The 24,388-nt window shown below is 68.3% G+C and carries 18 protein-coding genes; 12 read left to right on the top strand and 6 right to left on the bottom strand.

Going from position 1 to position 24,388, the window contains the following annotated elements:
* Nucleotides 1-46: 46 nt before the first annotated feature.
* Nucleotides 47-1,996 carry a choline BCCT transporter BetT gene (locus CDO46_RS08195; protein WP_087838051.1) on the top strand — a complete coding sequence of 650 codons (1,950 nt, stop codon included), beginning with the start codon at nt 47-49 and terminating at the stop codon, nt 1,994-1,996.
* 6 nt (nt 1,997-2,002) lie between these two features.
* Here CDO46_RS08195 and CDO46_RS08190 read toward each other — a convergent pair whose 3' ends face one another.
* Nucleotides 2,003-2,644 carry a glutathione S-transferase family protein gene (locus CDO46_RS08190; RefSeq protein WP_087838050.1) on the bottom strand — a complete coding sequence of 214 codons (642 nt, stop codon included), beginning with the start codon at nt 2,642-2,644 and terminating at the stop codon, nt 2,003-2,005.
* A complete protein-coding gene (locus tag CDO46_RS08185; RefSeq protein ID WP_254914571.1) occupies nt 2,634-4,577 on the bottom strand; it encodes a PAS domain S-box protein in 1,944 nt (647 codons plus the stop codon). Before CDO46_RS08185 ends, CDO46_RS08190 begins: the two co-directional genes overlap by 11 nt.
* Nucleotides 4,578-4,869: 292 nt before the next feature.
* Between CDO46_RS08185 and CDO46_RS08180 the strand changes: the two genes are divergently transcribed.
* The 6 genes from CDO46_RS08180 (at nt 4,870) to CDO46_RS08155 (ending at nt 11,734) form a co-directional block, all read left to right on the top strand.
* On the top strand, nt 4,870-6,057 hold the full coding sequence (locus tag CDO46_RS08180) for an alpha/beta hydrolase (protein WP_087838049.1): 1,188 nt from the start codon (nt 4,870-4,872) through the stop codon (nt 6,055-6,057).
* Nucleotides 6,058-6,088: 31 nt separating this feature from the next.
* Complete coding sequence (locus tag CDO46_RS08175; protein WP_087838048.1) at nt 6,089-7,777, top strand: AMP-binding protein; 1,689 nt, start codon at nt 6,089-6,091, stop codon at nt 7,775-7,777.
* The gene (locus CDO46_RS08170) at nt 7,774-8,622 is read left to right on the top strand and encodes a VOC family protein (protein WP_087838047.1); all 849 of its coding nucleotides are present in this window, start codon (nt 7,774-7,776) and stop codon (nt 8,620-8,622) included. The genes CDO46_RS08175 and CDO46_RS08170 overlap by 4 nt, the downstream gene beginning before the upstream one ends.
* Nucleotides 8,619-9,767 (top strand): FAD-dependent monooxygenase, encoded by a 1,149-nt coding sequence (locus CDO46_RS08165; protein WP_087838046.1) that lies wholly within the window; start codon nt 8,619-8,621, stop codon nt 9,765-9,767. The genes CDO46_RS08170 and CDO46_RS08165 overlap by 4 nt, the downstream gene beginning before the upstream one ends.
* A gap of 78 nt (nt 9,768-9,845) precedes the next feature.
* Nucleotides 9,846-10,616 (top strand): TetR/AcrR family transcriptional regulator, encoded by a 771-nt coding sequence (locus CDO46_RS08160; protein WP_087838045.1) that lies wholly within the window; start codon nt 9,846-9,848, stop codon nt 10,614-10,616.
* Between the two features lie 149 nt (nt 10,617-10,765).
* On the top strand, nt 10,766-11,734 hold the full coding sequence (locus tag CDO46_RS08155) for a tripartite tricarboxylate transporter substrate binding protein (RefSeq protein WP_087838044.1): 969 nt from the start codon (nt 10,766-10,768) through the stop codon (nt 11,732-11,734).
* A 273-nt stretch (nt 11,735-12,007) separates the two neighbouring features.
* Here the strand turns inward: CDO46_RS08155 and CDO46_RS08150 are convergent, their stop codons facing one another.
* Nucleotides 12,008-13,204: an MFS transporter gene (locus CDO46_RS08150; RefSeq protein ID WP_087838043.1), complete on the bottom strand. Its 1,197-nt coding sequence runs from the start codon at nt 13,202-13,204 to the stop codon at nt 12,008-12,010.
* 100 nt (nt 13,205-13,304) lie between these two features.
* The gene (locus tag CDO46_RS08145; protein WP_176400683.1) at nt 13,305-14,219 is read right to left on the bottom strand and encodes a hypothetical protein; all 915 of its coding nucleotides are present in this window, start codon (nt 14,217-14,219) and stop codon (nt 13,305-13,307) included.
* Between the two features lie 577 nt (nt 14,220-14,796).
* On the opposite strand from CDO46_RS08145, the gene CDO46_RS08140 reads away from it, so the two are divergent.
* A complete protein-coding gene (locus tag CDO46_RS08140) occupies nt 14,797-17,025 on the top strand; it encodes an NADP-dependent isocitrate dehydrogenase (protein ID WP_087838042.1) in 2,229 nt (742 codons plus the stop codon).
* 106 nt (nt 17,026-17,131) lie between these two features.
* On the opposite strand, the gene CDO46_RS08135 is transcribed toward CDO46_RS08140, so the two are convergent.
* On the bottom strand, nt 17,132-18,055 hold the full coding sequence (locus CDO46_RS08135) for a LysR family transcriptional regulator (protein WP_087838041.1): 924 nt from the start codon (nt 18,053-18,055) through the stop codon (nt 17,132-17,134).
* A gap of 175 nt (nt 18,056-18,230) precedes the next feature.
* Between CDO46_RS08135 and CDO46_RS08130 the strand changes: the two genes are divergently transcribed.
* Both CDO46_RS08130 and CDO46_RS08125 read left to right on the top strand, forming a co-directional pair.
* Nucleotides 18,231-20,243 carry a tripartite tricarboxylate transporter substrate-binding protein gene (locus tag CDO46_RS08130; protein ID WP_176400682.1) on the top strand — a complete coding sequence of 671 codons (2,013 nt, stop codon included), beginning with the start codon at nt 18,231-18,233 and terminating at the stop codon, nt 20,241-20,243.
* A 127-nt stretch (nt 20,244-20,370) separates the two neighbouring features.
* A complete protein-coding gene (locus CDO46_RS08125; RefSeq protein WP_087838039.1) occupies nt 20,371-22,170 on the top strand; it encodes a PAS domain S-box protein in 1,800 nt (599 codons plus the stop codon).
* Between the two features lie 6 nt (nt 22,171-22,176).
* On the opposite strand, the gene CDO46_RS08120 is transcribed toward CDO46_RS08125, so the two are convergent.
* Complete coding sequence (locus CDO46_RS08120) at nt 22,177-22,938, bottom strand: IclR family transcriptional regulator (protein WP_087838038.1); 762 nt, start codon at nt 22,936-22,938, stop codon at nt 22,177-22,179.
* An 18-nt stretch (nt 22,939-22,956) separates the two neighbouring features.
* On the opposite strand from CDO46_RS08120, the gene CDO46_RS08115 reads away from it, so the two are divergent.
* Nucleotides 22,957-23,520, top strand: coding sequence for a MaoC family dehydratase (locus CDO46_RS08115; protein ID WP_369597220.1), 564 nt, complete (start codon nt 22,957-22,959; stop codon nt 23,518-23,520).
* Nucleotides 23,521-23,531: 11 nt separating this feature from the next.
* Complete coding sequence (locus CDO46_RS08110; RefSeq protein ID WP_087838036.1) at nt 23,532-24,386, top strand: CoA ester lyase; 855 nt, start codon at nt 23,532-23,534, stop codon at nt 24,384-24,386.
* The last annotated feature ends 2 nt before the right edge of the window (nt 24,387-24,388 follow it).

Raw genomic sequence — 24,388 nt, 5'->3', positions numbered from 1 at the left:
CGCGCGCGTTCCTGGCGCGCGCATGCATGTTCAACGGGGAGTCCTCATGAAAACAACGATAGATCGCCCAGTGTTCTTCACCGCGGCCGCTTTCATCCTAGCGCTGGTGGTCTGCGCCGTCTCCGCCCCGCGCATCGTCGGGGACGTCTTCGACACGATACAGCGGTGGATACTGACCAACGCGAGCTGGTTCTACATCCTGGCGGTGGCCATCATCCTGCTGTCGGTCGTGTTCATGGCCGTGAGCCGCTACGGCAACATCAAGCTCGGTCCCGACCACAGCGAACCCGACTACCGGAACTTCACCTGGTTCGCGATGCTGTTCTCGGCCGGCATGGGCATAGGCCTGATGTTCTTCGGCGTGGCCGAGCCCGTCATGCACCTGGTGGCGCCGCCGGTGGGCGAGGCGGGCACGGTGGCGGCGGCCCGCGAGGCCATGAAGATCACCTTCTTCCACTGGGGACTCCATGCCTGGTCGCTGTACGCGGTGGTGGCGCTGGTCCTGGCCTATTTCAGCTACCGCCACAACCTGCCGCTTACGCTGCGGTCCGCGCTGTACCCCTTCATCGGCGACCGCATCCACGGTCCGCTGGGCAACGCGGTGGACATCTTCGCCATCATCAGCACCGTGTTCGGCGTCGCGACCTCGCTCGGGCTGGGGGTGGCGCAGATCAACAGCGGCCTGCACCATCTGTTCGGCACGCCCATCGGCACGGCCACCCAGATCATTCTGATCGCCATCGCATGCGGCCTGGCCACCCTGTCGGTGGCCAGCGGGCTGGATCGCGGCATCCGCATCCTGTCCGAGCTCAACCTGTACCTGGCCGTGATCCTGCTGCTGTTCGTGCTGGCCGTCGGACCGACCATCTTCCTGTTCCAGAGCTTCCTGCAGAACACCGGCGCCTATCTGTCGGACATCGTCGCCAAGACCTTCAACCTGTACGCCTACCGCCCCACGGACTGGATAGGCGGCTGGACGCTGTTCTACTGGGGCTGGTGGATCGCCTGGTCGCCGTTCGTGGGCCTGTTCATCGCCCGCATCTCGCGCGGCAGGACCATACGCGAATTCGTGATGGGCGTGCTGCTGGTGCCCACCGGCTTCACCTTCCTGTGGATGACGGTGTTCGGCGGCTCGGCCATCCATCTCGTGCTGTTCGAACACCTGGACAGCCTGGCCGACACCGTCAAGGCGGACAGTTCGCTGGCGCTCTTCGCCTTCCTTGAACACTATCCCTGGGGCCACGCGATCTCCATGCTGGCCATCGCGATGGTGGTGGTGTTCTTCGTGACCTCGGCCGATTCGGGGGCCCTGGTGGTGGACCTGCTGGCCTCGGGCGGCGCCGAGTCCACGCCGGTGTGGCAGCGCATCTTCTGGTCGGTGCTGACCGGCGTGGTGGCCGTGGCGCTGCTGCTGGCCGACGGGCTGCAGGCGCTGCAGACCGCGACCATCGCCAGCGCGCTGCCGTTCTCCATCGTGCTGCTGGCCTCGGTATGGGGGTTGTTCAAGGCCTTGAAGCTCGATGCCACCAAGCGCCGCATCCACCATCAGTCGCTGGCGCTTTCACGGCCGGCGGGTGGCGGCGAGCCGTGGGAATCGCGGCTGCGCAACATGGTCATGATGCCGCGCCGCGCCCATGTGCTGCGTTTCCTGTCGGACGTGGTGCGGCCGGCCATGGAGGCGGTGGTCGAGGAGTTGCAGAAGCTGGGCTACGAGGCGCGGGTGCGCGACGGCGAGGAAGGCGAGGTGGCGCTGGAGGTGGTGCACCAGGAGGCCCTGGATTTTTCCTACGCCGTGCGGCCGGAGTCCTTCGTGCGTCCCGGCCTGACCGCCGCCGAGGTGCGCGACGAAGAAGGGCGCAAGTACTTCCGGGCCGAGGTCCACCTGCGCGAGGGCGGCCAGGACTACGACATCATGGGGTGGAGCCGCGACGCCGTGATCGGCGACATCCTGGACCAGTACGAGCGCCACCGGCATTTCCTGCACGTGGCGCGCTAGCTGCCGTCAGCCGGCCTTGCCGGCCTGGAGGGCCGCGCCCAGCTCGTCGTCGATCCGCTGGGCGCGGACCGCCGCCGGGCGGCTGGTCAGGCGCTGCACGTAGCGCTGGTAGGCCGGCCGCTTCTCTATCGTGCCGAACATCATGCCCCAGGCCAGCTGCGAGCCCACGTAGACGTCGGCCGCGGTGAAACCGTCGCCCGCCACGTAGCCTTCGCCGGCCACGGCCGTCTCCAGCACGTCCAGCACCTCGGCCAGCGAGCCGTAGCCCACCATGCGCCGCCGGTCTTCCGGCACGCTGATGCCCAGTGCCTGGTTGGTGACCGCCGCTTCCACGGGGCCGGCACAGAAGAACAGCCAGCGGTAGTAGGCGCCGCGCAGCGGACTGTGCGGGGGCGGGGCGAGCTGCGCCTGCGGGAAGGCATCGGCCAGGTAGGCGCAGATCGCCGCGGATTCGGTGACCACGGCGTCGCCGTGGCGGATGGCGGGCACCTTGCCCATGGGGTTGATGGCCAGGTACTCCGGACCCTTCATGGTCGTGGCGAAATCCAGCACCTCGGTACGGTAGGGCTGGCCGACCTCTTCGAGCATCCAGCGCGCGATGCGGCCGCGGGACATCGGGTGGGTGTAGAAGACAAGTTCATTGTTCATCGCAAGTTCCTGCATCGTCGGGTGCGCTGGGTGGAGCGTCGGATGGTACGGCAGGCTCGACCCCGTCGACAATGGGTCCGAGTTGGGAGACGTCCAGCGGCTTGACCAGGTGCATGTCGAAGCCGGCTCGCGCCGTGCGCTGCCTGTCTTCTTCCTGCCCATAGCCGGTCATGGCGATGAAGACGGTGTGCGCCAGTTGCGGGATGGCCTTCAGGGCCCGCAGCGCCGCGAAGCCGTCCATGGTGGGCATGGCCAGGTCGATGAAGACGATGTGCGGCTGGAAGCTGGGCGCCATGCGCAGCGCGGCTTCCGCCGTGTACAGCGGACGCGCCTGGTGGCCGTTGATCTCCAGCAGCATGGCCAGGCTGTCCGCCGAGTCACGGTTGTCGTCCAGCACCAGGATGCGCCTGGCGGTCGACGTCCGGCGCGAGCTGGTGGCCATGGCCCGCGCGGGCGGCGCCGGCTCGTCCAGGGGCAGGCGGACCGTGAACGTGCTGCCGAGGCCGGGCCCGGGGCTGGACGCGGAAATGGCGCCGCCGTGCATGCGTACCAGCGACCGGCACAGCGTCAACCCTATGCCCAGTCCGCTGTCGGTGGGGTTGGTCTCGCGGTCTTCCTGTACGAACAACTGGAAGACCGCATCCAGGGCCTGTTCCGGCATGCCGCGGCCCTGGTCGGCCACCTCGATCAGCGCCGACCGGCCTTGCCGGGAGGCGCGTATGGTGATGGCCGTGCCCGGGGGCGAGAACTTGGAGGCGTTGTGCAGCAGGTTGTGCAGCACCTGCACCAGCCGCGTCATGTCGCCCTTCACCATCAGCGGCTCGGCGGGAAGGTCCACGTCGATCCGCTGTTCGCGGGCATCGGTGTGGAAACGCGACGATTCGATGCTGCGTTCGATGATGGTGCGCATGTCCACCGGCGCCAGGCGCAGCTCGATCTTGCCGGAGGTGATGCGGCCGATGTCCAGCAGGTCGTCGACCAGCCGGGCCAGGTGCGTGATCTGGCGATCGATCATGTCGCGGCAGCGGGCCACGGTGGGGTCGATGTCCAGGTCCTTCTGCAGGATGCCGATGGCGTTGCGCACCGGGGCGAGCGGGTTGCGCAGCTCATGGCCCAGGGTGGCCAGGAACTCGCTCATGCGCCGGTTGGCCAGCTCCAGTTCCTCCAGGCGCTTGCGCTCGCTCATGTCGCGCATGATCTTGGCGTAGCCCTGCAACTGGTCGGCCTCGTCGTAGACGGCGGTGGTGGTCACGTTCGCCCAGAACAACGAGGCGTCCTTGCGCTGGCGCCAGCCTTCCTCTTCATAGCGGCCCTCGGCCTGGGCGATGCGCAGCACCCGGTCGGGGCTCTCGGGGGACGCGTCGTCGGCGGGATGGAACATGGAGAAGTGCCGGCCGATGACTTCGTCCCGCCGGTAGCCGGTGATCTGCGTGGCGCCGGTGTTCCAGCTCGTGATCATGCCTTCGGTGTCGAGCATGTAGATCGCGTAGCCTTCCACGCCTTCGAGCAGCAGCCTGAACCGTTCCTCGCTCTGCCGCAGCGCCTCGGTCTGGCGGCGGCGTTCGCTCAGGTCCCGGGTGATCTTGACGTAGCCCTTGAGGGTGCCGGACTCGTCCCGCAGCGCGGTAATGACGACATTGGCCCAGAAGGTCGAGCCGTCCTTGCGCACGCGCCAGCCCTCGTCCTCGAAGCGGCCATGCAGGGCGGCTTCTTCCAGCTCGTAGCGCGGCCAGCCCCGCGCCACGGCCTCGGCGTTATAGAAGACCGAAAAATGCTTGCCCAGGATTTCGTCGGCTTCATAACCCTTGATCTTGGCCGCGCCGGCGTTCCAGGTCCTCACCCGTCCGTCGGGGGACAGCATGAAGATCGCATAGTCTTCGATGGCATTGACGAACATACGGAAGCTGATGTCCGTATCGCTTCCGACCCCCATTGCCGTCTCGCCCGTCCCGGGCTCTTTTTCCCCGGCCTGGAGTCGGGCCGAGTCCATGGCTGAGAAGCTCAAGGCATCACCTCGTGGTGCTCGAACAACGAGTCTATACACGCTCCATCATGGGGCCTGTAACAAGGTGAATCGCCATACGATGAAAATAATTGACATGATATCAAATAAAGCATAATTTAATTGACAGGGTGATATTTAATTCGAGGAGACTGCCTTGGCCACTACCGACAAGCCGGTCGTCACGGCCGGCATGAGAGGCGCGTCGTGGGACCCACGGCTGATGAGCCGGCCTTACCAGGTGGTGCCCTACGCGTTGGGCACGGCCGACGGCCAGCGCACACTGGGTTTCCTGTTCACCACGGCCGAGTCGGGCAAGACGGTCGTGTCGCTGATGCATCCGCGGGAAATGGCGGTGACGCACTATATGGTGCCTCATGTGCTGGACGCCGGCTGCGCCTGCTGGGTGCAGGGATCGCGTTCCATCGGCAACGACCTGCGGCTCGAGCATGAGGTGGCCTTGTTCGACGTGGCGGCCGGCATGGCGCACCTGCGTTCGCTGGGCTACGAGAACATCGTGCTCTTGGGCAACTCGGGCGGCGCCGGCCTGTACACGCTGTACAACCAGCAGTCGTCGCTGCCGGCCGGGCAGCGCATTGCCCGCACCCCGGGAGGGCGGCCCACCGCCCTGGCCGAGCTGGAGATGCCGCGCGCCGACGGCATGATCCTGCTGTCCCCGCATCCCGGGCAGGGAAGGCTGCTGATGGCGGGCATCGATCCTTCCGTGGTGTCGGAGGACGATCCCCTGGAGACCGATCCCGCGCTGGATCCCTTCTCACGGGACAACGGCTACGATGCCGAGACGGGCGCCGCGTCCTACGATCCCGCATTCGTCCAGCGCTACCGTGCCGCCCAGGCCGAGCGCGTCGCCCGCATCGATGCCCGCGCGCGGCAGATGCTGCGGCGCAAGGCCGAGGCCAGGGCGAAGGTCAAGGCGGGCGGGGCGTCGATGGCCGAGCAGCGGATCGCGGCGCACGCGCCCATCTTCCAGGTGTGGCGCACCGACGCGGACCTGCGTTCGTGGGACATTTCCATCGATCCGTCGGACCGCAGGACCGGATCGTTGTGGGGCAGGAGTCCGCTGGTCTCGAACTGGGGCAGCGTGGGATTCGCCCGGGTGGTCACGCCCGAGTCGTGGCTGTCCACCTGGTCGGGACTGTCGTCCAACGCTTCGCTGGAGAAGACCGCGGGCGCCATCACCCAGCCCACGCTGCTGGTGGAGTACACCGGCGACCAGTGCACCTTTCCGGCCGACATACGGAAGATCCACGAGCAGATCGGGGCGGCCGACAAGCGCCACGTGCGCGTGCGCGGCAATCATCATGGCCTGGCGCTGGCCCCGGGCGAGGAGCCCGGCCAGCGTATCGCCGGGCGCGCGGTCGGCGAATGGCTGCGCGAAAAAATGGCCTAGGCCCCAGCTCAAGCATGACATGGACGCAGACATGATGAACGTGGAACCAAGGGTCCGGCTCGAGGGCGTGCGCTATCCCGATGCCGATCGCCTGCGCCGCTACGCGCGGCTGGGACTGCTGGGCGGCGAGACGCTGGCTGGCGCGTTCGCGCGCTCGCTCGCACTGCATGCCGACCGGTTGGCGCTGGTCGGGCCGCAGCTAAGGATGAGCTACCGCGACCTGGACCGCGACAGCGACCGGCTGGGCGCCGCCATGCTGGCGCTGGGGCTGGTCCGGCATGACCGCGTGCTGCTGCAGAGCGGCAATTGCGCCGAATTGCTGGTGGCCTTCCTGGCCTGCCTGAAGGCCGGCCTGATTCCCATCTGTGCCCTGCAGGCCTTCCGCAAACTGGAAGTGAGCTACCTGGCGAAGCTGGCCGATGCCCGCCTGCATCTCGTCCAGGGCGACGACGCCCGGTTCGACGACGTGGCCTTCGCGCGCGAGATGCAGGAAGCCGTGCCCACGCTGCGCCACATCGTGCAGGCGCGGGGCGAGCCGCGCGCCGGCGCGCACGGGCTGCGCCAACTGATCGATGCCATGCCCTGGGAGCGCGCCAGGGCGATGCTGGCGGACATCGAGCACGACCCATGGCAGGTCGCGGTATTCCAGCTGTCCGGCGGCACGACCGGCGTGCCCAAGATCATCCCCCGCTTCCAGAGCGAATACGTGTACAACATGCGGGCCGTCGCCGCCTGCAACGGCTACACCCGCGACGACGTGCTGTTCTTCCCCACGCCGTACATGCACAACCTCAACATGGGCTGCTGCTTCGGCCCCTTCCTGCTGTGCGGCGGCGCGATCACGGTAGCCCCTGACCTGGGCGAGGAAACGCTGCGTGCGCTGGTCCGGGACCATCGCCCCACGTGGTTCGGCGCGCCGGGTCCCATCCTGACGCGCATCGCGCCAGAACTGGCCCTGGCGGACGAGCGCGAGAAGGCGCGCCGGCGTTTCATCACCTCGAAGAACGCGGGCGGCATGGCGCGGCTGACGGGATCGCCGGCACGGCACATCTTCGGCATGACCGAAGGCGTGATCATGTTCACGCGCGAAGACGATCCGCCCCATCTGAACGACGGTTCGGTGGGCCGGCCGGTATCCGAGCACGACGAAGTGAAGATCGTGCGCCCCGGCACGGAAGAGCCGGTGGCCGACGGCGAGATCGGCGAAGCGCTGTTCCGCGGCCCGTACACCATCCAGGGCTACTACAAGTCCGCCGCCGAGGATGCGCACCGCTTCACGGCGGACGGCCATTACCGTTCGGGCGACCTGATGTCCAGCCGGATCGAGGACGGGCGGCGCTACTACTTCTTCCAGGGCCGCATCAAGGACGTGATCGACCGGGGCGGCGAGAAGATCAACGCCGAGGAAGTCGAAGGCGTCGTCAGCCGCCATCCCGCCATCCTGAACTGCGCGCTGGTCGGCATGCCCGATCCCGTCTACGGCGAAAAGGCCTGCCTGTTCGCCACGCTCCGGCCGTCGGCGCACGCGCCGGACGTCGAGGAACTGGGCCGCTTCCTGCATGGCGAGGGGCTGGCCAAGTTCAAGTGGCCCGAACGCATCGAGGTCCTGGCGGATTTCCCGCTCTCGGCCTCCGGCAAGCTCAGCAAGCAGATCCTGCGGGAACGGATCGCCGCCATCCTGGCGCAGGCCGCGCCCAGCAACGAGGAACTTCCGACATGACTACCGAAGCGCTTTCCCCTCTGCGATTGCACGGCGTGCACCATACCGCCCGCCCCACCTGGAAACTGTCCGAGACGGTGCGCTTCTACCGCGACCAGCTCGGCCTGCCGCTGGTGCACGCGATCTCCGCGCGCGGCTGGGGGCCGGGCGACCATGCCGACTTCCTGCACTTCTTCTTCGACAGCGGCAATGGCAGCACCATCGCGTTCTTCTACTACATCGGCACGCAGCGTCCGGACAAGCTGCGCGTGAGCGACCATTACCAGGAACGCGCGACGCACACCGCGTGGCGGGTGCCGGACGAGGCCGAGCTGCTGCGGTGGCGCGCGCGCGTGGAAGCCGCGGGCATCCCGCTGCGCTACCAGATCCGCCACGAGGTGATCGAGTCCATCTACTTCAACGATCCCAACGGCTACCCCATCGAGATCACCACCCAGTTGCGGCCCTTCGGCCAGGCCGATGCGGACGATGCCGCCCGTACGCTGGAGGCCGCGATGGCGCTGGAGGCGGGGCAGGGCGAGCGCCTGGACGGCATCGAGCCCGTGTGGCGGCGCAAGGCGGCGGCGCTGGACGACGTGGACCGGCCGGCCGGCGTGGCGTCGGTGTACGTGCTGGACGTGCCCGAGTTCGCCCCGCTGCTGGACGATGCGCGCGCCCGAGGCTATGCGGTGGGCCGGGGCGCGGCCGGCTACGCCCGCATCGATGGCACGCCCGGCCTGCGGTTCCGGCGCAAGGAGCTGGGCTTCAAGCCCGCCGTCTGGTACGGCGCGCTGACGGGCGGCCTGGCGGGCCGCATCGCCGCGTTCGACATGGACACCCTCGCCATCGACCCGGAGTCGCCATGAAGGTCATCATCGTCGGTGGAGGCCCGTCGGGGCTGTTCCTGTCCATCCTGCTCAAGCAGCGCCTGCCGCATGCGCGCATCGCGGTGCTCGAGCAGAACCCGGCCGGCGCGACCTTCGGCTTCGGCGTGGTGCTGGCCGACACCGGCCTGGCCTCGCTGCGCGAGGCCGCGCCCGAGGTGGTCGAGGACCTGATGGGCGCCATGCGCTTCAACGACCGCCAGACCATCGTCATGCGCGAGCGGCCCATCGTCGTGCGCCGGCCGGGGGCGGGCGGCGGCGCGATTCCGCGCATCGACCTGCTGCGCATCCTGCAGGACCATGCCCGCCGCCTGGACGTGGACGTACGCCACGAGCACCGGCTGGCCGACGTCCATGCGCTGGACGCCGACCTGGTGGTGGGCGCGGACGGCGTGAATTCGACGCTGCGCGCGGCCGACGAAGCCGCCTTCGGCACGACGCACGGCCGGCTGACCAACCACTTCGCCTGGTATGGCGTCGACAAGGCCTTCGAGACGCCGGCACTGGTGTTCCGCGAATGGCGGGGCGGCTGCTTCGTCGCGCACTACTACCCGTACTCGGCGGCCATGAGTACTTTCGTGGCCGAGTGCGACGACCGGACCTGGGTCGAGTTCGGCATGGAGGCGATGGACGCGCAGGGGCGGCAAGCCCTGTTCGAACAGGTGTTCGCGCCGGAGCTGGGCGGGCATGGGCTGGTGTCCAACCATTCCAGCTGGCGCCAGTTTCCGGTGGTGCGCAATCGATCCTGGCATGCGGGCAACCGCGTGCTGCTGGGCGATGCGCTGGCCAGCGCGCATTTCTCCATCGGTTCGGGCACCCGCATCGCGATGGAGGACGCCGTCGCGCTGGCCGAGGCACTGCGGCAGCGCCCGGACGACGTCGGCGGTGCGCTGGCGCTGTACGTGGCGTCGCGCAAGCCCGCCAAGCAGCGGCTCATCCGCGCCTCGGAAGCGTCCTACACCTGGTACGAGCGCGTGCGCGAATGGATGCGGATCGACTCGCCGCACGAATTCGTCTACCGCTTCATGACCCGCACGGGGCGGGTCGATCGCGACCGCCTGAAGCTCCAGTATCCGGAACTGGTCCGCGAGATGGAGGAGGCCGGGGTGGCGGCGCTGGCCGGATAGCGGGCGCGACGGACGCGGAAATTGCCGCCCTGGCAATAATTTTCTACGATAGAGCCGTCTCCACCCGCCCCGCCCGCCATGCCCGCCCCCAAGAAGGCCGCCGCCCAGGCCCCCGTTCCCCGCCGCCGCGGCCGGCCTCCCAAGGTCGAATCGCCGATCACCGCCGAGCCCATGCTGAGCCGCTGGGCCATACTCCAGCGCGCGATAGAACTGGCCAAGAGCATGCCGCTGGACCAGATCTCGATGGTGCAGCTGGCGCGCGATTTCGGCGTCGCGCCGGGCCTCATCCACTACTACATGGGCGGACGCGACAAGCTGGTGTCGGGCGTCCTGAACGACTATTACCGCCAGCGGGTCGAGAAGCTGCCCGCGCTGACTGGCGACTGGCGCTCGGACGTCGAGACCATCGCGCGGCTGAGCTTCGCGGTGGCCATCGCCAATCCGGGTGCCAGCATGTACGTGGCCTCGCACAACCGCTACCGCCTGTTCCAGGACGTCGAGCCGGACGAGACCGACTACGGCATGGTGTTCTTCAACCATATGGCCTCGGCCATCATGCAGGGCGGCTTCACGAACGACCAGGTGGCGCTGGCCTACCACCTGATCGCCCAGTACCTGGTGGGCGCCAGCATGGCCGAGGCTTCGCGGCAGATGCCGGCCTACCACGAGGATTTCATCCGGGCGCGGCTGGAGTCGGCGGATCCCTACCCCGCCGCGCGCGCCATCAGCCGCTCGTTCGCTCGCCTGAGTTCGGCCACGGCTTTCGACGAAGGGCTGCGCATCACGCTGGACGGCATCGCCGCCTGGCGCGCGGGCGCTTCCTCTACCCGGCGCCCGCGCCAGGGATAGGATCGCCATGGCGCGGCGCGCGTCCTGCCTCCGTACAAACCATTATTTGATACTCAATCAATTATTCGTACATTAATTGAATGCATATCAAATATGGTCGAGGAGCGGGTGGCGCCCAGCCTGCCCGCGCGTACCGGAGGAGACACGACATGGATCGCAAACTGGCCTGCGCCGCCGCGCTGGCGGGCATCCTGGCCGCGGTGCCGGCGCTTGCCGCCGAGACCTATCCGGCCCGCATGGTGAAGATGGTGGTGCCGTCCATCGCCGGCAGCGCCCCCGACATCATCGCGCGGCTGGTGGCCGAACGGCTGACCGCGGCCTGGGGCCAGCAGGTGGTGGTGGAGAACCGCCCCGCCGGCAACGGCATCGCCGCCATGCAGGAACTGGCCCAGGCCGCGCCCGACGGCTATACGCTGGGGCTCTTTCATGCCGCGGCGGCCGTGACCACGCCGGTCATGTACAAGGAAGCCCGCTTCGACATCGAACGCGATGCCGAGACGGTGGCCACCATCGCCTATACGCCGATGCTGTTCGTCGCCAATGCCCAGGCGCCGTACAAGAGCGTGGCCGAGATCCTGGCCGCCGCCCGCGCCAGGCCCGACGACGTGGTCATCGGCAGCCCCCGCCGCGGATCCGTTCCCCACCTGACCTCCGAGATGATGGGCCAGTACGCCCATGCCCGGTTCCGGCAGATCGGTTTCAGCGGTACGACGCAGGCCATCCAGGCGCTGATCAAGGGCGACATCCCGCTGTACGTCGACGGCACCGCGCCGCTGCTTCCGTTGGTGCGCAGCGGCCGCATCCAGGCCATCGCCGTCACGGCCGACGAAGCGCTGCCCGGCCTGGAAGGCATTCCCCTGGCCAAGGACGCCGTACCCGGCACCGTCGCTTCCGGCTGGTTCGCCATGTTCGCCCCCAAGGGCACGCCCCAGGCCGTGATCGACCGGACCAGCGCCGACGTCAACGCGGCACTGCGCCAGGGTCCCTTCGCCGCCCGCCTGGCGGAACTGGGCACCTATCCGATGATCAAGTCCCACGCCCAGGCGCGCGACTTCATCCGCAGCGAAAAGAAGCGTTGGGAAGAAGTCATCGCCGAAGCCGGCGTAAAACCCGAGTAACGAAGAGCAGACCCAGGATCCGACTCCGCCGGTCGGGGAAGCCCACCCCCTACCCGCTTGCGCGGGCCCCCTCGAGGGGGCGAACCGGCGGACTGCAAAGCCAGATCCGCGGTTTCCTGGGTCTGGGGAAACTGTCTTGGGATGAAGCACCGGTGCTGTCGCCGGCAGCCAGCGATAGCACCGGCGCCACAACCCAAGAAACGGGTACTAGACCCAGGATGCGGTGGATCCGGCTCCGCCGGTCCACCCGCATCGCCCCCTGGGGGGCGCGCGTCAGCGCGTAGGGGGGGCCCTCTTCGGCAGCCACCGCCAAAGGACGGCCGCCGCTGCGAGCCCCAGCGTGCCTACCGATGCCACCCCTATGGTCAGCGACGCCACGGCCGTGATGGCCGACAGGATGACCGGTCCGAGGCTGTTGCCCACGTCGGCGATCAGGCGCCAGATGCCCAGGAACTCCGTGCGTCCATGGGCGGGCGAGGAGTCGGCCCCCAGTGTCATGACGATGCCCGAACTGATGCCGTTGCCGAAGCCCAGGATCAGCGACACGATCAGGAAGGACACGACGCCGGTCGTCAGCGAGGTGGCCATCAGCGCGCCGCCCATCAGCAGCACGGAGGGCAGCGCCACCCACAGCCGGCCGTGCCGGTCCATGATCGTGCCGGCCGGATAGAACACCGACATGTCGATGGCGGCGACCAGCCCGTAGATGATCGAGGCGGCGGTCGGCGCGAGCCCCAGGTGGTCGGCCCACAGCGGGATCACGACCTGGCGCGACGAGCGCAGGGCGCTGACCAGCAGGATGCCCAGGCCCAGGGTCAGGAACACCTTGGCATGGTCGCGCGCGATGTCCTGGACGCGCGGCTTGGCGCGCGCGGAATCGGCATGGAGCTGGCCGCCCATCTCGGGGGCGAGGTGAGCGATCAGCCCGGCGCCCGAGATCGCCACCGCGGCCACCCAGTAGGCACCGTTGATGCCCACGAAGTGAATCATGGCCGCGCCGGCGAAAGGGCCGATGAAGACGCCTATCCGGTTGGTGCCGCCCAGTGTGGAGAGTGCCCGCGCCCGCATGTAGGAGGGCACGGCATCGATCAGGTAGGTCTGGCGGGCCAGCATGAAGACCGACGCCGCCATGCCCACCAGGAAGACCCCCACGGCCAGCATCCAGGCATGCGTGGCGAAGATGCACAGCAGCAGCGCCAGCACGCTGAACGCGGCCGCGCCCGCCATGGACCGGCGTTCCCCGTGGCGGGACGTGATCATGGCGGCCGGGATGTTACTGACCAGCGAACCTATGCCCATCAGGGACACGATCAATCCGGCCAGGGCCACCGAGGCGCCGAGCTCGCGGGCGCTGAGCGCGATGATCGGGAGGATGGCGCCGTTGCCGACGCCGTAGAGGACTGATGGACCGAATGCCGGGACGGCGATCTGCTTGAGGCTGAAGGGAGTGTCGCTGCGCGGCGCTGTCATTGCGGGGGGAAGGGGCTGGGGCGGGCCGGCGGGCGCCGCGTGTGGTCGATGCCGCAATTGTCGCGCAAATCGACGCCCGCGGCCGGCCCGGCCCGTTCCGCTAGACGATGTCGTCGCGGCTCCGGCCTCCCACGGTGGCCATCCAGCTTGCCACGAAGGCGCCGATCAGCATGGCCGCGAAGGCCCACAGGGCGAACGCAGCGGCCGCCTTGCGGGCCGTGTCCGCCGCCTGCCGCGCGGTCTGCTCGGCCTGCTGGGCCGCCTGCCGGGCGCGCGTGACGACGTCGTCCACCCGCTTCTCGGCCGTGGCCTGGTCGGCGCCGGTCTGCGCCGAGACGACCCGCGCCAGGTAGCCGCGGTCCTCGGCGCTCAGCTCCCCGCGGGCCACGCTGGCGGCGACGATGCGGCCGACCTCGGCCCGCACCGCGCCGGGGTCCCCGGCCGGGTTGGGCTGTTCGCTCCGCAGCAGCAGGTCGGCCACGTAGCCGGTCGGCATGCCGCCCTGGTCCGTCTGCATCGCCTGCCCGGCGGCGGCCGTGGCTGCGGCGCCGGTGCCCGCGGCGATGGTGGCGCCGGCCTTCGCCGTGCCGGCCGCGGCGGACATCAGCGCTGAACCGAGCACGATGGCGCTGACGACGGCGCTCAGCGCCCACACCAGGAAGCCGTGCGCGGTGTCGCGGAAGTAGGTCTCGTCGGTGTGGATGCCGACCCATTTCGTGCGCAGCCGTCCGGCCAGGTAGCCGCCCAGGCCGTACGCGATGATGTGGGTCAGGATCATCCAGACGATGGCGCCTATGCCCAGCGCGGTGGCCGAGGCCCCTTCGCCGGACCACGGGGACATCGAGACGAAGCCCAGTCCCGCGCCGCCGGCGAGCAGCATGAAGGAGACCGCCGAGGCGATGACGGCGCCGGCGATGATGGCGGCCCAGGAGACCGCGGACGCGGGGGATTCGTTCGCGCGTGCCAGGGTGGGGCTGGAAACGTAAGAATTACCTGCGGATGTAGCGTTTTCCATGAGGTGGCCTTTTCTTGTGGTTGGAAGGAGGCGTGGACCGCGAAGCGGCGCGGGCGCTAGTGCCAGAACAGGGCGAGCAGGATGATGATGGGAATGGGAACGCCCAGGAGCCAGAGCAGGATGGCGCGCATGAAGATCTCCGATTGGAAGGTGGATGGACGGCGGCGGGCACGCATGCCCGCCACGGGCGACCCGATTGCGCAAGTGCCGTGCCCGGTCGAGCCGGAAAGGCGCGGTTGTCGCCGGAGTCGCGTCCGGCGCGGCCGAGCGCTGGCGGTCCGCGTCGTGCTCGGATGTGCATGACGGGACGGCTTTCCCGTCGTTGCCGCCCGGGGCGCCGACCAGGCAGGCAGTGATAAAATCTCACTCCGCATTGTGAAAGCCGCGGATCCGGGGCCGGGAGGCCCGGGCCGCCACGGCATTCGCGAGGACGCGATTCTTCAGGCAATCGAAGCCGGCGCGCGGGTGTCAGGGCGCCCGCGCGACGTCCCCTGCATGGCCGCCAGTGCATGCCCGGTCCCAGGGGGTTGTCCGAGAATCTCCGCTACTTCCGTAATCGAGTGAGATTCAATAAAGAATGTCTACCACGTCGAAGATCATCTACACCCTCACTGACGAAGCGCCTGCACTGGCGACGTACTCGCTGCTGCCCATCGTCCAGGCTTTCACCCGTTCCGCCGGCGTCGACGTCGAAACGCGGGACATCTCCCTTTCCGGCCGCATCATCGCCGTGTTCCCCGAGTACCTGACCGACGCGCAGAAGATCTCGGACGACCTGGCCTACCTCGGCCAGCTGGCGACCAAGCCGGAAGCCAACATCATCAAGCTGCCCAACATCAGCGCCTCGATCCCGCAGCTCAAGGCCGCGATCAAGGAACTGCAGCAGAAGGGCTACAAGCTTCCCGACTATCCGGACGAGGTCAAGAACGACACCGACAAGGACGTCAAGGCCCGCTACGACAAGGTCAAGGGCAGCGCCGTGAACCCGGTCCTGCGCGAAGGCAACTCCGATCGCCGCGCGCCGCTGTCGGTCAAGAACTACGCCCGCAAGCACCCCCACAAGATGGGCGCCTGGAGCGCCGACTCGAAGTCGCACGTCGCCCACATGGAAAGCGGCGACTTCTACGGCAGCGAGAAGTCCGCCGTGGTCGAGAACGCCGGCAACGTCCGCATCGAGCTGGTGGGCAAGGACGGCACGACCAAGGTGCTGAAGGAAAAGACCGCGGTCAAGGCGGGCGAGATCATCGACGCCTCGACCATGAGCAAGAAGAAACTGGCCAGCTTCATCGAAGCCCAGATCGAGGACGCCAAGAAGCAGGGCGTGCTGTTCTCGGTGCACCTGAAGGCCACCATGATGAAGGTCTCGGACCCCATCCTGTTCGGCCAGGTGGTGTCCGTGTTCTTCAAGGATGTGCTGGCCAAGCACGCCGACGCGCTCAAGCAGGTCGGCTTCGACCCCAACAACGGCCTGGGCGACCTGTACGCCAAGATCAAGGACCTGCCGGCCGACAAGCAGGCCGAGATCGAAGCCGACATCAAGGCCGAATACGCCAGGCGTCCCGAACTGGCCATGGTGAACTCCGACAAGGGCATCACCAACCTGCACGTGCCCAGCGACGTCATCATCGACGCCTCGATGCCCGCCATGATCCGCGAGTCGGGCAAGATGTGGGGCCCGGACGGCCAGCTGCATGACGCCAAGGCCGTGATTCCCGATCGCTGCTACGCCGACGTCTACCAGGTCGTCATCGAGGACTGCAAGAAGAACGGCCCGTTCGACCCGGTCACGATGGGCACCGTGCCCAACGTCGGCCTGATGGCCCAGGCCGCCGAGGAATACGGTTCGCACGACAAGACCTTCCAGCTGCCGGCCGACGGCACGGTGCGCGTGGTCGACGAAGCCGGCAAGGTGCTGCTGGAGCAGCCGGTCGAAGCCGGCGACATCTTCCGCATGTGCCAGACCAAGGACGCGCCGGTCCAGGACTGGGTCAAGCTGGCCGTCAGCCGCGCCCGCGCCACCGGCGCCCCGGCCGTGTTCTGGCTGGACAAGAACCGCGCCCACGATGCCCAGATCATCGCCAAGGTCGAGAAGTACCTGAAGGACCACGACACCAGCGGCCTGGACATCCGCATCCTGTCGCCGGTCGAGGCCACCCGGCTGTCGGTCGAGCGCATCCGCAAGGGCCAGGACACCATCTCGGTCACCGGCAACGTGCTGCGCGACTACCTGACCGACCTGTTCCCCATCATGGAACTGGGCACCAGCGCCAAGATGCTGTCCATCGTTCCGCTGATGGCCGGCGGCGGCCTGTTCGAGACCGGTGCCGGCGGCTCGGCGCCCAAGCACGTGCAGCAGTTCCTGGAAGAAGGCTTCCTGCGCTGGGATTCGCTGGGCGAGTTCCTGGCCCTGGCCGCTTCCATCGAACACCTGGCCGACACGTACAAGAACGCCAAGGCCAAGGTGCTGGCCACCACGCTGGACCAGGCCACCGGCAAGTTCCTGGACGAGGACAAGTCGCCCGCCCGCAAGGTCGGCGGCCTGGACAACCGCGGCAGCCACTTCTACCTGGCCCTGTACTGGGCCCAGGCCCTGGCCGCCCAGACCGGGGACAAGGAACTGCAGGCCGCGTTCGCGCCCGTCGCCAAGGAATTGGCCGACAACGAAGCCAAGATCGTGGCCGAGCTGGGCGCGGTGCAAGGCAAGCCGAACGACATCGGCGGCTACTACCGTCCCAGCCCCGAGCTGGCCAGCAAGGCCATGCGTCCCAGCGCCACGCTGAACGCGGTCTTGGCCAAGCTGGGGTAGAGCTCCGCCGGGACTGCGGCGCGCCAGTACGCGGCGCTGCTGCCTGGATCTGGAACGCCCGCCTTGCGCGGGCGTTTTTCTTTTTCGGGACGGCGCGAACGACCGCCTACAGCCGGGCCGCCGGCGCCGACGGATAACCCGGATCGCCGTAGGCCTGTCGCAGGTGATCGATGAACACCAGCACCCGCGACGGCATGTGCCGGCGCTGGGGCACCACGGCGTAGATGCCCACGTTCGACACCGCGTAGTCGTCCAGCACCGACCGCAGCCGGCCGTGGCGCAGGTCGTCGTCGACCTCCCACAGCGCGCGCCAGGCCAGGCCCATGCCGGCCAGTGCCCATTGGTGCAGCGTCGATCCGTCCGAGCAGCGCAGCGTGCCGGAGACCGGCTGCTGCAGCAGCCGGCCATCCACCCGGAACTGCCAATGGCGGGCCTGCATCTGGCTTTCGCCGTGGAAGCACAGGCAGTTGTGGCGGGCGAGGTCGGCGGGGCGGGCCGGTACGCCCGCGCGGTCCAGGTAGGCGGGGCTGCCGACCACCACGCGCCGCGTCCCGCCCAGCGGGATCGCGACCTGGCTGCTGTCGGGAGGGTCGCCGATGAAGAAGGCGCAATCGAAGTCGCCGGTGGGCAGGCTGGCGTAGTGGTCGTGCAGGTCCAGGGTGATGTCGAGCGAAGGATGGCGGGCCACCAGCGCCGGGATCAGCGGGGCGATGTGCCGCCGCCCGAAGCCCGCGGGGGCGGTGACGCGCAGGTGGCCGTGCGCGCCCGAGGCGCGCGCCGAGACGGCCGCCTCGGCCTGTTCCAGGTTGGCGAGCAAGGCGCGCGCGGCATCCAGGAAGCCGGCGCCCGCCTCGGTCAGCGACAGCCCGCGCGGGCTGCGGTGCACCAGCCGGCCGCCCAGGCGCCCCTCCAGCGCGTCGATGCGTTCGCGCATCACGTTGGGAGCCACGCCTTCGCTGCGGGCCGCGGCCGAGAAGCTGCCGTGCAGCGCCACGGCAACGAAGGATTCGAGCTGTTTGCAATGGTCCATGGCGTGATCCCGGGCCGGACGGAACAGGCCGAGTGTGCCATGGCTCTATCGCGATACCTAGTGCTGCACGTTCGATTACATCCTGTTTACCTACAACTGAATTGACCGTGGCCGGCTTCCCCTGCCGTGGGCCGGTCGGGACAATGCGATCAATTCCACTTCGATGAGGCTCGCGATGGCGCAGGATGTCCGCAACGCAACCCGACCGTATGGCGGCTACGACCGCCGGCAATCCACGACGCCCGACCGGGAACTGGCCGAGGTCGGCCGCGGCACGCCCGCCGGCGAGTACCTGCGCCGTTTCTGGCAGCCGGTGGCGCTGGCCGCCGATATCAAGGACCTGCCCGTGCCCATCACCATCCTGGGCGAGGAATTGGTGGTGTTCCGCGACCGCTCCGGCGCACTCGGTCTGCTGGAGCGCCATTGCAGCCATCGCCGCACTTCGCTGGAGTTCGCGCTGATCGTGGACCACGGGCTGCGCTGCGCCTACCATGGCTGGCACTACGGCGTGGACGGCGCGCTGCTGGACGTGCCGGGCGAGAAGGTGCCGGGCGAGAAGGTGCCGGGTGCGCTGGCGTCCCGCATGTACCACGGCGCCTATCCGGTGCGGGAATTCCGCGGCCTGGTGTTCGCGTACATGGGGCCGCCCGACCAGCGGCCGCCATTTCCCGACTACGACTTCATGCACCACGACGAGGAAGAATATCTGCCGTTCTGCTGGCATAACCCATGCAATTGGGTGCAATTGCGCGAGAACACGCAGGATCCCATCCACCTGACCTTTCTGCATTCGATGTTCGACGTGCAGCAGTTCGGCGACTACGCCTACGATCTTCCCGTCATCCAGGCCTGCGAGACGCCCATCGGGCAGATCACCACCAGCGTGCGGCGCGTGCATGACCTGTACTACTGCCGCGTCAACGAGCTGATCCTGCCCAACATCGCCCGCGTGCCCGACGGCATCCGCCTGGGCGACGCGATTCCCGAGAACATGGCTGGCGAGCCGGGCAGACGGCAGGCGATCGAGCTGCGCTACCGGCGCCAACTGCCTTCCAGCCATGGCCTGGGCCTGTCGACCTGGATCGTGCCCAACGACGATTTCAACGCGATGCACATGGGATGGCTGCATTTGTCGCCCAAATGGAGCGAAAAAGCGCGTGCCGACTACCTTGCCACGATCACCTTCGGCCAGACGGGCGAGCGCAGCTACGAGGAACGGCACCGCAACCCGGGCGACTGGGATGCCTGGGTCGCGCAGGGCAGGATGGCGATCCAGGCCAACGAGAACCTCACCGCCGCCGATGCCGGCATCGCCTTGTTCCGCCGCCAGTTGCGGGCGGGCATCCGCGCCGTGCAGGCGGGCGAGCGGCCCAAGGGCATGCGCGCCGAAGGCGAGGGCGTATGCCAGACCTATGGCTATGCCTTGACGCGGCCCGCCCCCTGCCTGCCGGACGAAGGCGCGGAGTGGGCGGCCAAGCAGGACTACGCCCAGGAGATGCAGCAGGACATCCTGGCCGCCCATCTGTTGCCCAAGGCAAGTACGCCAGCCGTCGTGCGCGCCTTCGCGCCGGTCATCCAGTTGTCGCAAGGCATGCTGCTGCTGGCCGCGCGGCCCGGCCTGGGCGTGTCCGACGCGGCCGGACTGGTCGCGCTGGCCAGGAAGTGCCCGGGCCTGAGCTATGGCAGCCCGGGCAGCGGCTCGCCCATGCACATCGCCGGAGAACTGTTCAACCGCGCGGCGGGCGTGTCGATCACGCACGTGCCCTACAAGGGCACGGCGCCCGCCATCACCGACCTCCTGGGCGGCCACATCGACCTGATCTATGGCGTGCCCGGCTCGCTCTGGCCGCATGTCCAGGCCGGCAAGATGGTGGCCCTGGGCGTCGTGCAGCCTACCCGTTCCCCGCTGTTGCCCCAGGTCCCGACGCTGGAGGAACAGGGCGTGAAGGGGCTGGACGTGACGACCTGGTACGGCATGCTGGCGCCCGCGGGCACGCCCGCCCCGGTGGTCGCGCGGCTCAATCGCGAGGTCGCGGCCATCCTGGCCGAGCCCGACGTGCAGAAGGAATTCCGCGCGCAGTGGGAAGTGCCGGTGGGAGGATCCGCGGAAGACTTCACGCGCCGTACGCGCGACGACTACGCGCGCGCGGGCGCCATCGTCGCCGAATTCGGCATCCGCCTGGATTGATTGCTCCGTCGCGGCTTTCGCTTCAGAAAGGCTCGCGATGACCGAAGTTATGCATGCTCAGGGTTGTCCCCGATCCATTCACGCAGGGCGCGCGCCGAGATCCTGTTGTTATTCACAGGAGGTCGGCATGTCGGGAACCGCAAGTCGCTTGGCGCGCGTATTGGAATTCCGTCCGGATCGTTCGACCCAGGTACTGGAGCAGGCCATCGATGCGGTGGTCAGCATCGACCAGCACAACAACGTGACCTTCTACAACGCCGCGGCCGAGCGGCTATGGGGCTACGAGCGGTCCGAGGTGATCGGGCGCAACGTGAAGATGCTGGTGCCCCAGGCCATCCAGGCCGCGCACGATGGCTATGTCGACACCCACCGCGAGACCGGGCAGAACAAGATCGTGGGCACCAGCCGCAAGGTGCAGATCGAGCGCAAGGACGGCCGCAAGGTCTGGGTCAGCCTGTCCCTGTCGCGGGTGAACATCGGCCGGCACATCACCTACACCGCCTTCGTGCGCGACATCACCGCGCAGCACGAGGAGCGCGAGACCATCAACCAGACGCTGGAGCAGGCGCTGGACGCCGTTGTCTCCATCGACGAGAAGAACAACGTTACCTTCTTCAATGCCGCCGCCGAGCGCTTCTGGGGCTATGACCGCGCGGAGGTGATCGGGCGCAACGTCAAGATGCTGGTGCCGCGCGGCATCCAGGCCGACCACGACCGGCTGGTCCAGGCCAACCGAGAGACCGGCAAGGACAAGATCGTGGGCACCAGTCGCGAGGTGCAGGTCGAGCGCAAGGACGGCACCCAGGCCTGGGGCGCGCTGTCGCTGTCCAAGATCCGGGTCGGCGACCGTATCCTGTACACCGCTTTCGTCAAGGACATCTCGCGCGAGCGAGAAGTGCGCGAGGTCATCAACCAGACGCTGGAGCAGGCCATCGACGCCGTGGTCTCGATCGACGCCGAGAACAACGTCACGTTCTTCAATTCGGCCGCCGAACGGCTGTGGGGCTATGACCGCGCGGAGGTGATCGGGCGCAACGTCAAGATGCTGGTGCCCCAGGCCATCCAGGCCGCCCACGATGGCTACGTGAACGCCAACCGCAGCACCGGCGTGGACAAGATCGTGGGCACCAGCCGCGAGGTGAGGCTCGAGCGCAAGGACGGCGCCAAGGTGTGGGCGAGCCTGTCGCTGTCGCGCGTGAAGGTGGGCGACCGCATCACCTACACGGCCTTCGTCAAGGACATCACGGGCGAGCACAACGCGCGCGAGATGATGAACCAGACGCTGGAGCAGGCGCTGGACGCGGTGGTCACCATCGACGAACAGAACAACGTCACTTTCTTCAACGCCGCGGCCGAACGCCTGTGGGGCTACGGCCGCGACGAGGTCCTGGGCAGGAACGTCAAGATGCTGGTGCCCCATGCCATCCAGGCCGACCACGACCGGCTGGTCGAGGCCAACCGCGAGACCGGCAAGGACAAGATCGTGGGCACCAGCCGCGAGGTGCCCATCGAGCGCAAGGACGGCACGCGCGTATGGGGCCTCCTGTCGCTGTCGAAGATACGGCTCGAGGGCAAGATCGCCTACACCGCCTTCCTGAAGAACGTGCAGGCCGAGCATACCGAGCGCGAGACCACGCACAGCGCCATGAATTCCGTGCTGGCCTCCAGCGAGCAGATCGGCCAGATCGTGGCGGTCATCAACGAGATCGCCGCGCAGACCAACCTGCTGTCGCTGAACGCGGCCATCGAGGCCGCCCGCGCCGGCGACGCCGGGCGTGGTTTCGCGGTGGTGGCCGACGAAGTGCGCAAGCTCGCCATGCGTTCGTCCACGTCAGCCAGCGAGATCGGCTCGCTGGTCGAAGAGACCAAGGACCGGATCAACGAACTGGCCCGCTCGCTGCGCCTGGACGAGAACGGGGCGGCGTAGGCGGTGTCAGGCCGGCGCCGCGTTGGCGCGGCCGACCTCGGCGGCCAGCCTGGCCGCCGCTTCCACCAGCATCCCGCCTATCTGCCGCACCTGCGGTTTCGCGCGCTCCAGCGGCGCCCCGACGGTCAGTGCATAGGGCGTGCCATACAGCACCACCGGGGCGGCCACCGACAGCGTGTCGGCCTGGTGCTCGCCCAGGTTCACGTGATAGCCCCGCCGGTCCCCTTCCTCCAGCATCTTTTGTAGCGCGTCCCGCGTCGTTGGCGTCTGGTCGGTGAAGCGCGGCAGCGGCATGCGCGCGAGCAGCGCCTCGCGTTCGGCCGGCGCCATCGCGGCCAGCAGCGCGCGCCCCGAGGCGGCGGCGTGCAGGGGCTTGAGTTCGCCGGTGCGGGCGGTGAAGCGGACGATGCGCTCGGGTTCGGCCACGTCCAGGTAGAGCACCTGGCTGTCCGAGCGCTGGGCCAGGATCAGCGTCTCGCGCAGCTTGTCGCGCAGTTCTTCCAGCACCGGCCGGACGCGGGCGGCCAACTGGTCGTGTTCGGCGATGGCGCGCGCCTCGTTGAACCAGCGGCGCGTCAGGTAGTAGCGGCCGCCCGTCTGGTGGGCGTAGCCTTCCCCTTCCAGGGTATCCAGCAGCGCCAGGCAACTGGACTTGGGAAACCCCAGCGCCGCCGAGATCTGCGTCAGCGAGGCCGGCGCCCGGGTCTGGGCGAAAAATTGCAGGATGGTCAGCACCCGCTTGGCGCTTTTCACGTCGTTCGTATTCATGGGCAAAAGTCTATAGGCATGAATGCGAGGGGGCCACTTCCCGGCGCCTGCGCCTGGGCAGGCTTGAATATTGATGTTCAAGTATATAAACTTTTTTTCATAAACAAGAACAATGATCAGGAGACGACGATGGCCGGACTGTATTTCGAACAGTTCTCCCCGGGGCAGGAGTTCGCCCACGATTGGACCCGCACGGTCACGGAAATGGACAACGTGCTGTTCAGCTCGCTGACCATGAACGTGCAGCCGCTGCACATCGATGCGCACTTCGCGGCCGGGACGGAATTCAAGCGCCCGCTGGTGAACAGCCTGTTCACGCTGGGGCTGATGATAGGGATGACGGTGAACGACACCACGCTGGGCACCACGGTGGCCAACCTGGGCATGAGCGAGGTCGCCTTTCCGAAGCCGGTATTCGCCGGCGATACGCTGCACGTGCGCACCCGCGTGCTGTCGGTGCGCGAAAGCCGTTCGCGCCCGAACGCCGGCATCGTGGAATTCGAGCACCTCGCGCTGAACCAGGACGACGACATCGTCGCCCGCTGCAAGCGCTCCGCCCTGATGCACAAGGCTCCGGCCTAGAGGAGACCACCATGGTCCGCTCGATGCTGTTCGTTCCGGGCGATGCGCCGCGCAAGTTCGACAAGGCCGCCGCCAGTCCCGCCGATGCCCTGATCCTCGACCTGGAGGACTCGGTCGCGCCCGATCGCAAGGTCGCGGCGCGGGACGCCGTGCGCGCCATGCTGGGCCAGGCGCCCGCGGCCAAGCAGGCGTGGGTGCGCATCAATGCGCTGGACAGCGGCCAGGCGCTGGCCGACCTGGCGGCCGTCGTGCCCGGTCGGCCGTTCGGCATCGTGCTGCCCAAATGTGCCCGGCGCGCCGACCTGGAGCGGGCGGCCCACTACCTGGACGCCTGCGAGGCCATGGCCGGATTGCCCGAGGGCGGCATACGCGTCCTGGCCATCGTCACCGAAACCGCGCGTTCGCTGTTCGGCCTGCATGACTATGCCGGCGCCACGCCCCGGCTGTGGGGGCTGTCCTGGGGCGCGGAAGACCTGGCCGCGGACCTGGGCGCGCGCGGCAACCGCGAGGCCGGCCGCTACACCGAGCCGTTCCGGCTGGCGCGTTCCCTGTGCCTGGCGGCCGCGGCGGCAGCGGGCGTGCGGGCGGTGGATACCGTGTGCGTGGACCTGGACGCGCCCGACATCCTGGCGGATGAAACGCGCGAGGCGGTACGCGACGGTTTCGTCGCCAAGCTGGCCATCCACCCTCGCCACGTGGAGCCGATCAACCGGCTGCTGACACCCGACGAAGCCCAGTTGCAGTGGGCCCGGGCGGTGGTCCGGGCGTTCGACGCCCATCCCGGCGCGGGCACGCTGAACCTGGACGGCAAGATGATCGACCGGCCGCACCTGCGGCTGGCGCGCCGGCTGCTGGGAGGAGAATGAAC

Origin of the sequence: Pigmentiphaga sp. NML030171, from assembly GCF_002188635.1 — a bacterium.
Taxonomy (GTDB): domain Bacteria; phylum Pseudomonadota; class Gammaproteobacteria; order Burkholderiales; family Burkholderiaceae_B; genus Pigmentiphaga; species Pigmentiphaga daeguensis.
Note: the sequence above shows the minus strand (reverse complement) of the source record. Positions and strands in the feature narration are given on the sequence as shown.

Excerpts from the sequence above, each read along its gene's own strand:
- CDO46_RS08195 (WP_087838051.1), top strand. The coding sequence starts at position 47 with ATGAAAACAACGATAGATCGCCCAGTGTTCTTCACCGCGGCCGCTTTC.
- CDO46_RS08190 (WP_087838050.1), bottom strand. The coding sequence starts at position 2,644 with ATGAACAATGAACTTGTCTTCTACACCCACCCGATGTCCCGCGGCCGC.
- CDO46_RS08185 (WP_254914571.1), bottom strand. The coding sequence starts at position 4,577 with ATGGGGGTCGGAAGCGATACGGACATCAGCTTCCGTATGTTCGTCAAT.
- CDO46_RS08180 (WP_087838049.1), top strand. The coding sequence starts at position 4,870 with ATGAGCCGGCCTTACCAGGTGGTGCCCTACGCGTTGGGCACGGCCGAC.
- CDO46_RS08175 (WP_087838048.1), top strand. The coding sequence starts at position 6,089 with ATGATGAACGTGGAACCAAGGGTCCGGCTCGAGGGCGTGCGCTATCCC.
- CDO46_RS08170 (WP_087838047.1), top strand. The coding sequence starts at position 7,774 with ATGACTACCGAAGCGCTTTCCCCTCTGCGATTGCACGGCGTGCACCAT.
- CDO46_RS08165 (WP_087838046.1), top strand. The coding sequence starts at position 8,619 with ATGAAGGTCATCATCGTCGGTGGAGGCCCGTCGGGGCTGTTCCTGTCC.
- CDO46_RS08160 (WP_087838045.1), top strand. The coding sequence starts at position 9,846 with ATGCCCGCCCCCAAGAAGGCCGCCGCCCAGGCCCCCGTTCCCCGCCGC.
- CDO46_RS08155 (WP_087838044.1), top strand. The coding sequence starts at position 10,766 with ATGGATCGCAAACTGGCCTGCGCCGCCGCGCTGGCGGGCATCCTGGCC.
- CDO46_RS08150 (WP_087838043.1), bottom strand. The coding sequence starts at position 13,204 with ATGACAGCGCCGCGCAGCGACACTCCCTTCAGCCTCAAGCAGATCGCC.
- CDO46_RS08145 (WP_176400683.1), bottom strand. The coding sequence starts at position 14,219 with ATGGAAAACGCTACATCCGCAGGTAATTCTTACGTTTCCAGCCCCACC.
- CDO46_RS08140 (WP_087838042.1), top strand. The coding sequence starts at position 14,797 with ATGTCTACCACGTCGAAGATCATCTACACCCTCACTGACGAAGCGCCT.
- CDO46_RS08135 (WP_087838041.1), bottom strand. The coding sequence starts at position 18,055 with ATGGACCATTGCAAACAGCTCGAATCCTTCGTTGCCGTGGCGCTGCAC.
- CDO46_RS08130 (WP_176400682.1), top strand. The coding sequence starts at position 18,231 with ATGGCGCAGGATGTCCGCAACGCAACCCGACCGTATGGCGGCTACGAC.
- CDO46_RS08125 (WP_087838039.1), top strand. The coding sequence starts at position 20,371 with ATGTCGGGAACCGCAAGTCGCTTGGCGCGCGTATTGGAATTCCGTCCG.
- CDO46_RS08120 (WP_087838038.1), bottom strand. The coding sequence starts at position 22,938 with ATGAATACGAACGACGTGAAAAGCGCCAAGCGGGTGCTGACCATCCTG.
- CDO46_RS08115 (WP_369597220.1), top strand. The coding sequence starts at position 22,957 with ATGAATGCGAGGGGGCCACTTCCCGGCGCCTGCGCCTGGGCAGGCTTG.
- CDO46_RS08110 (WP_087838036.1), top strand. The coding sequence starts at position 23,532 with ATGGTCCGCTCGATGCTGTTCGTTCCGGGCGATGCGCCGCGCAAGTTC.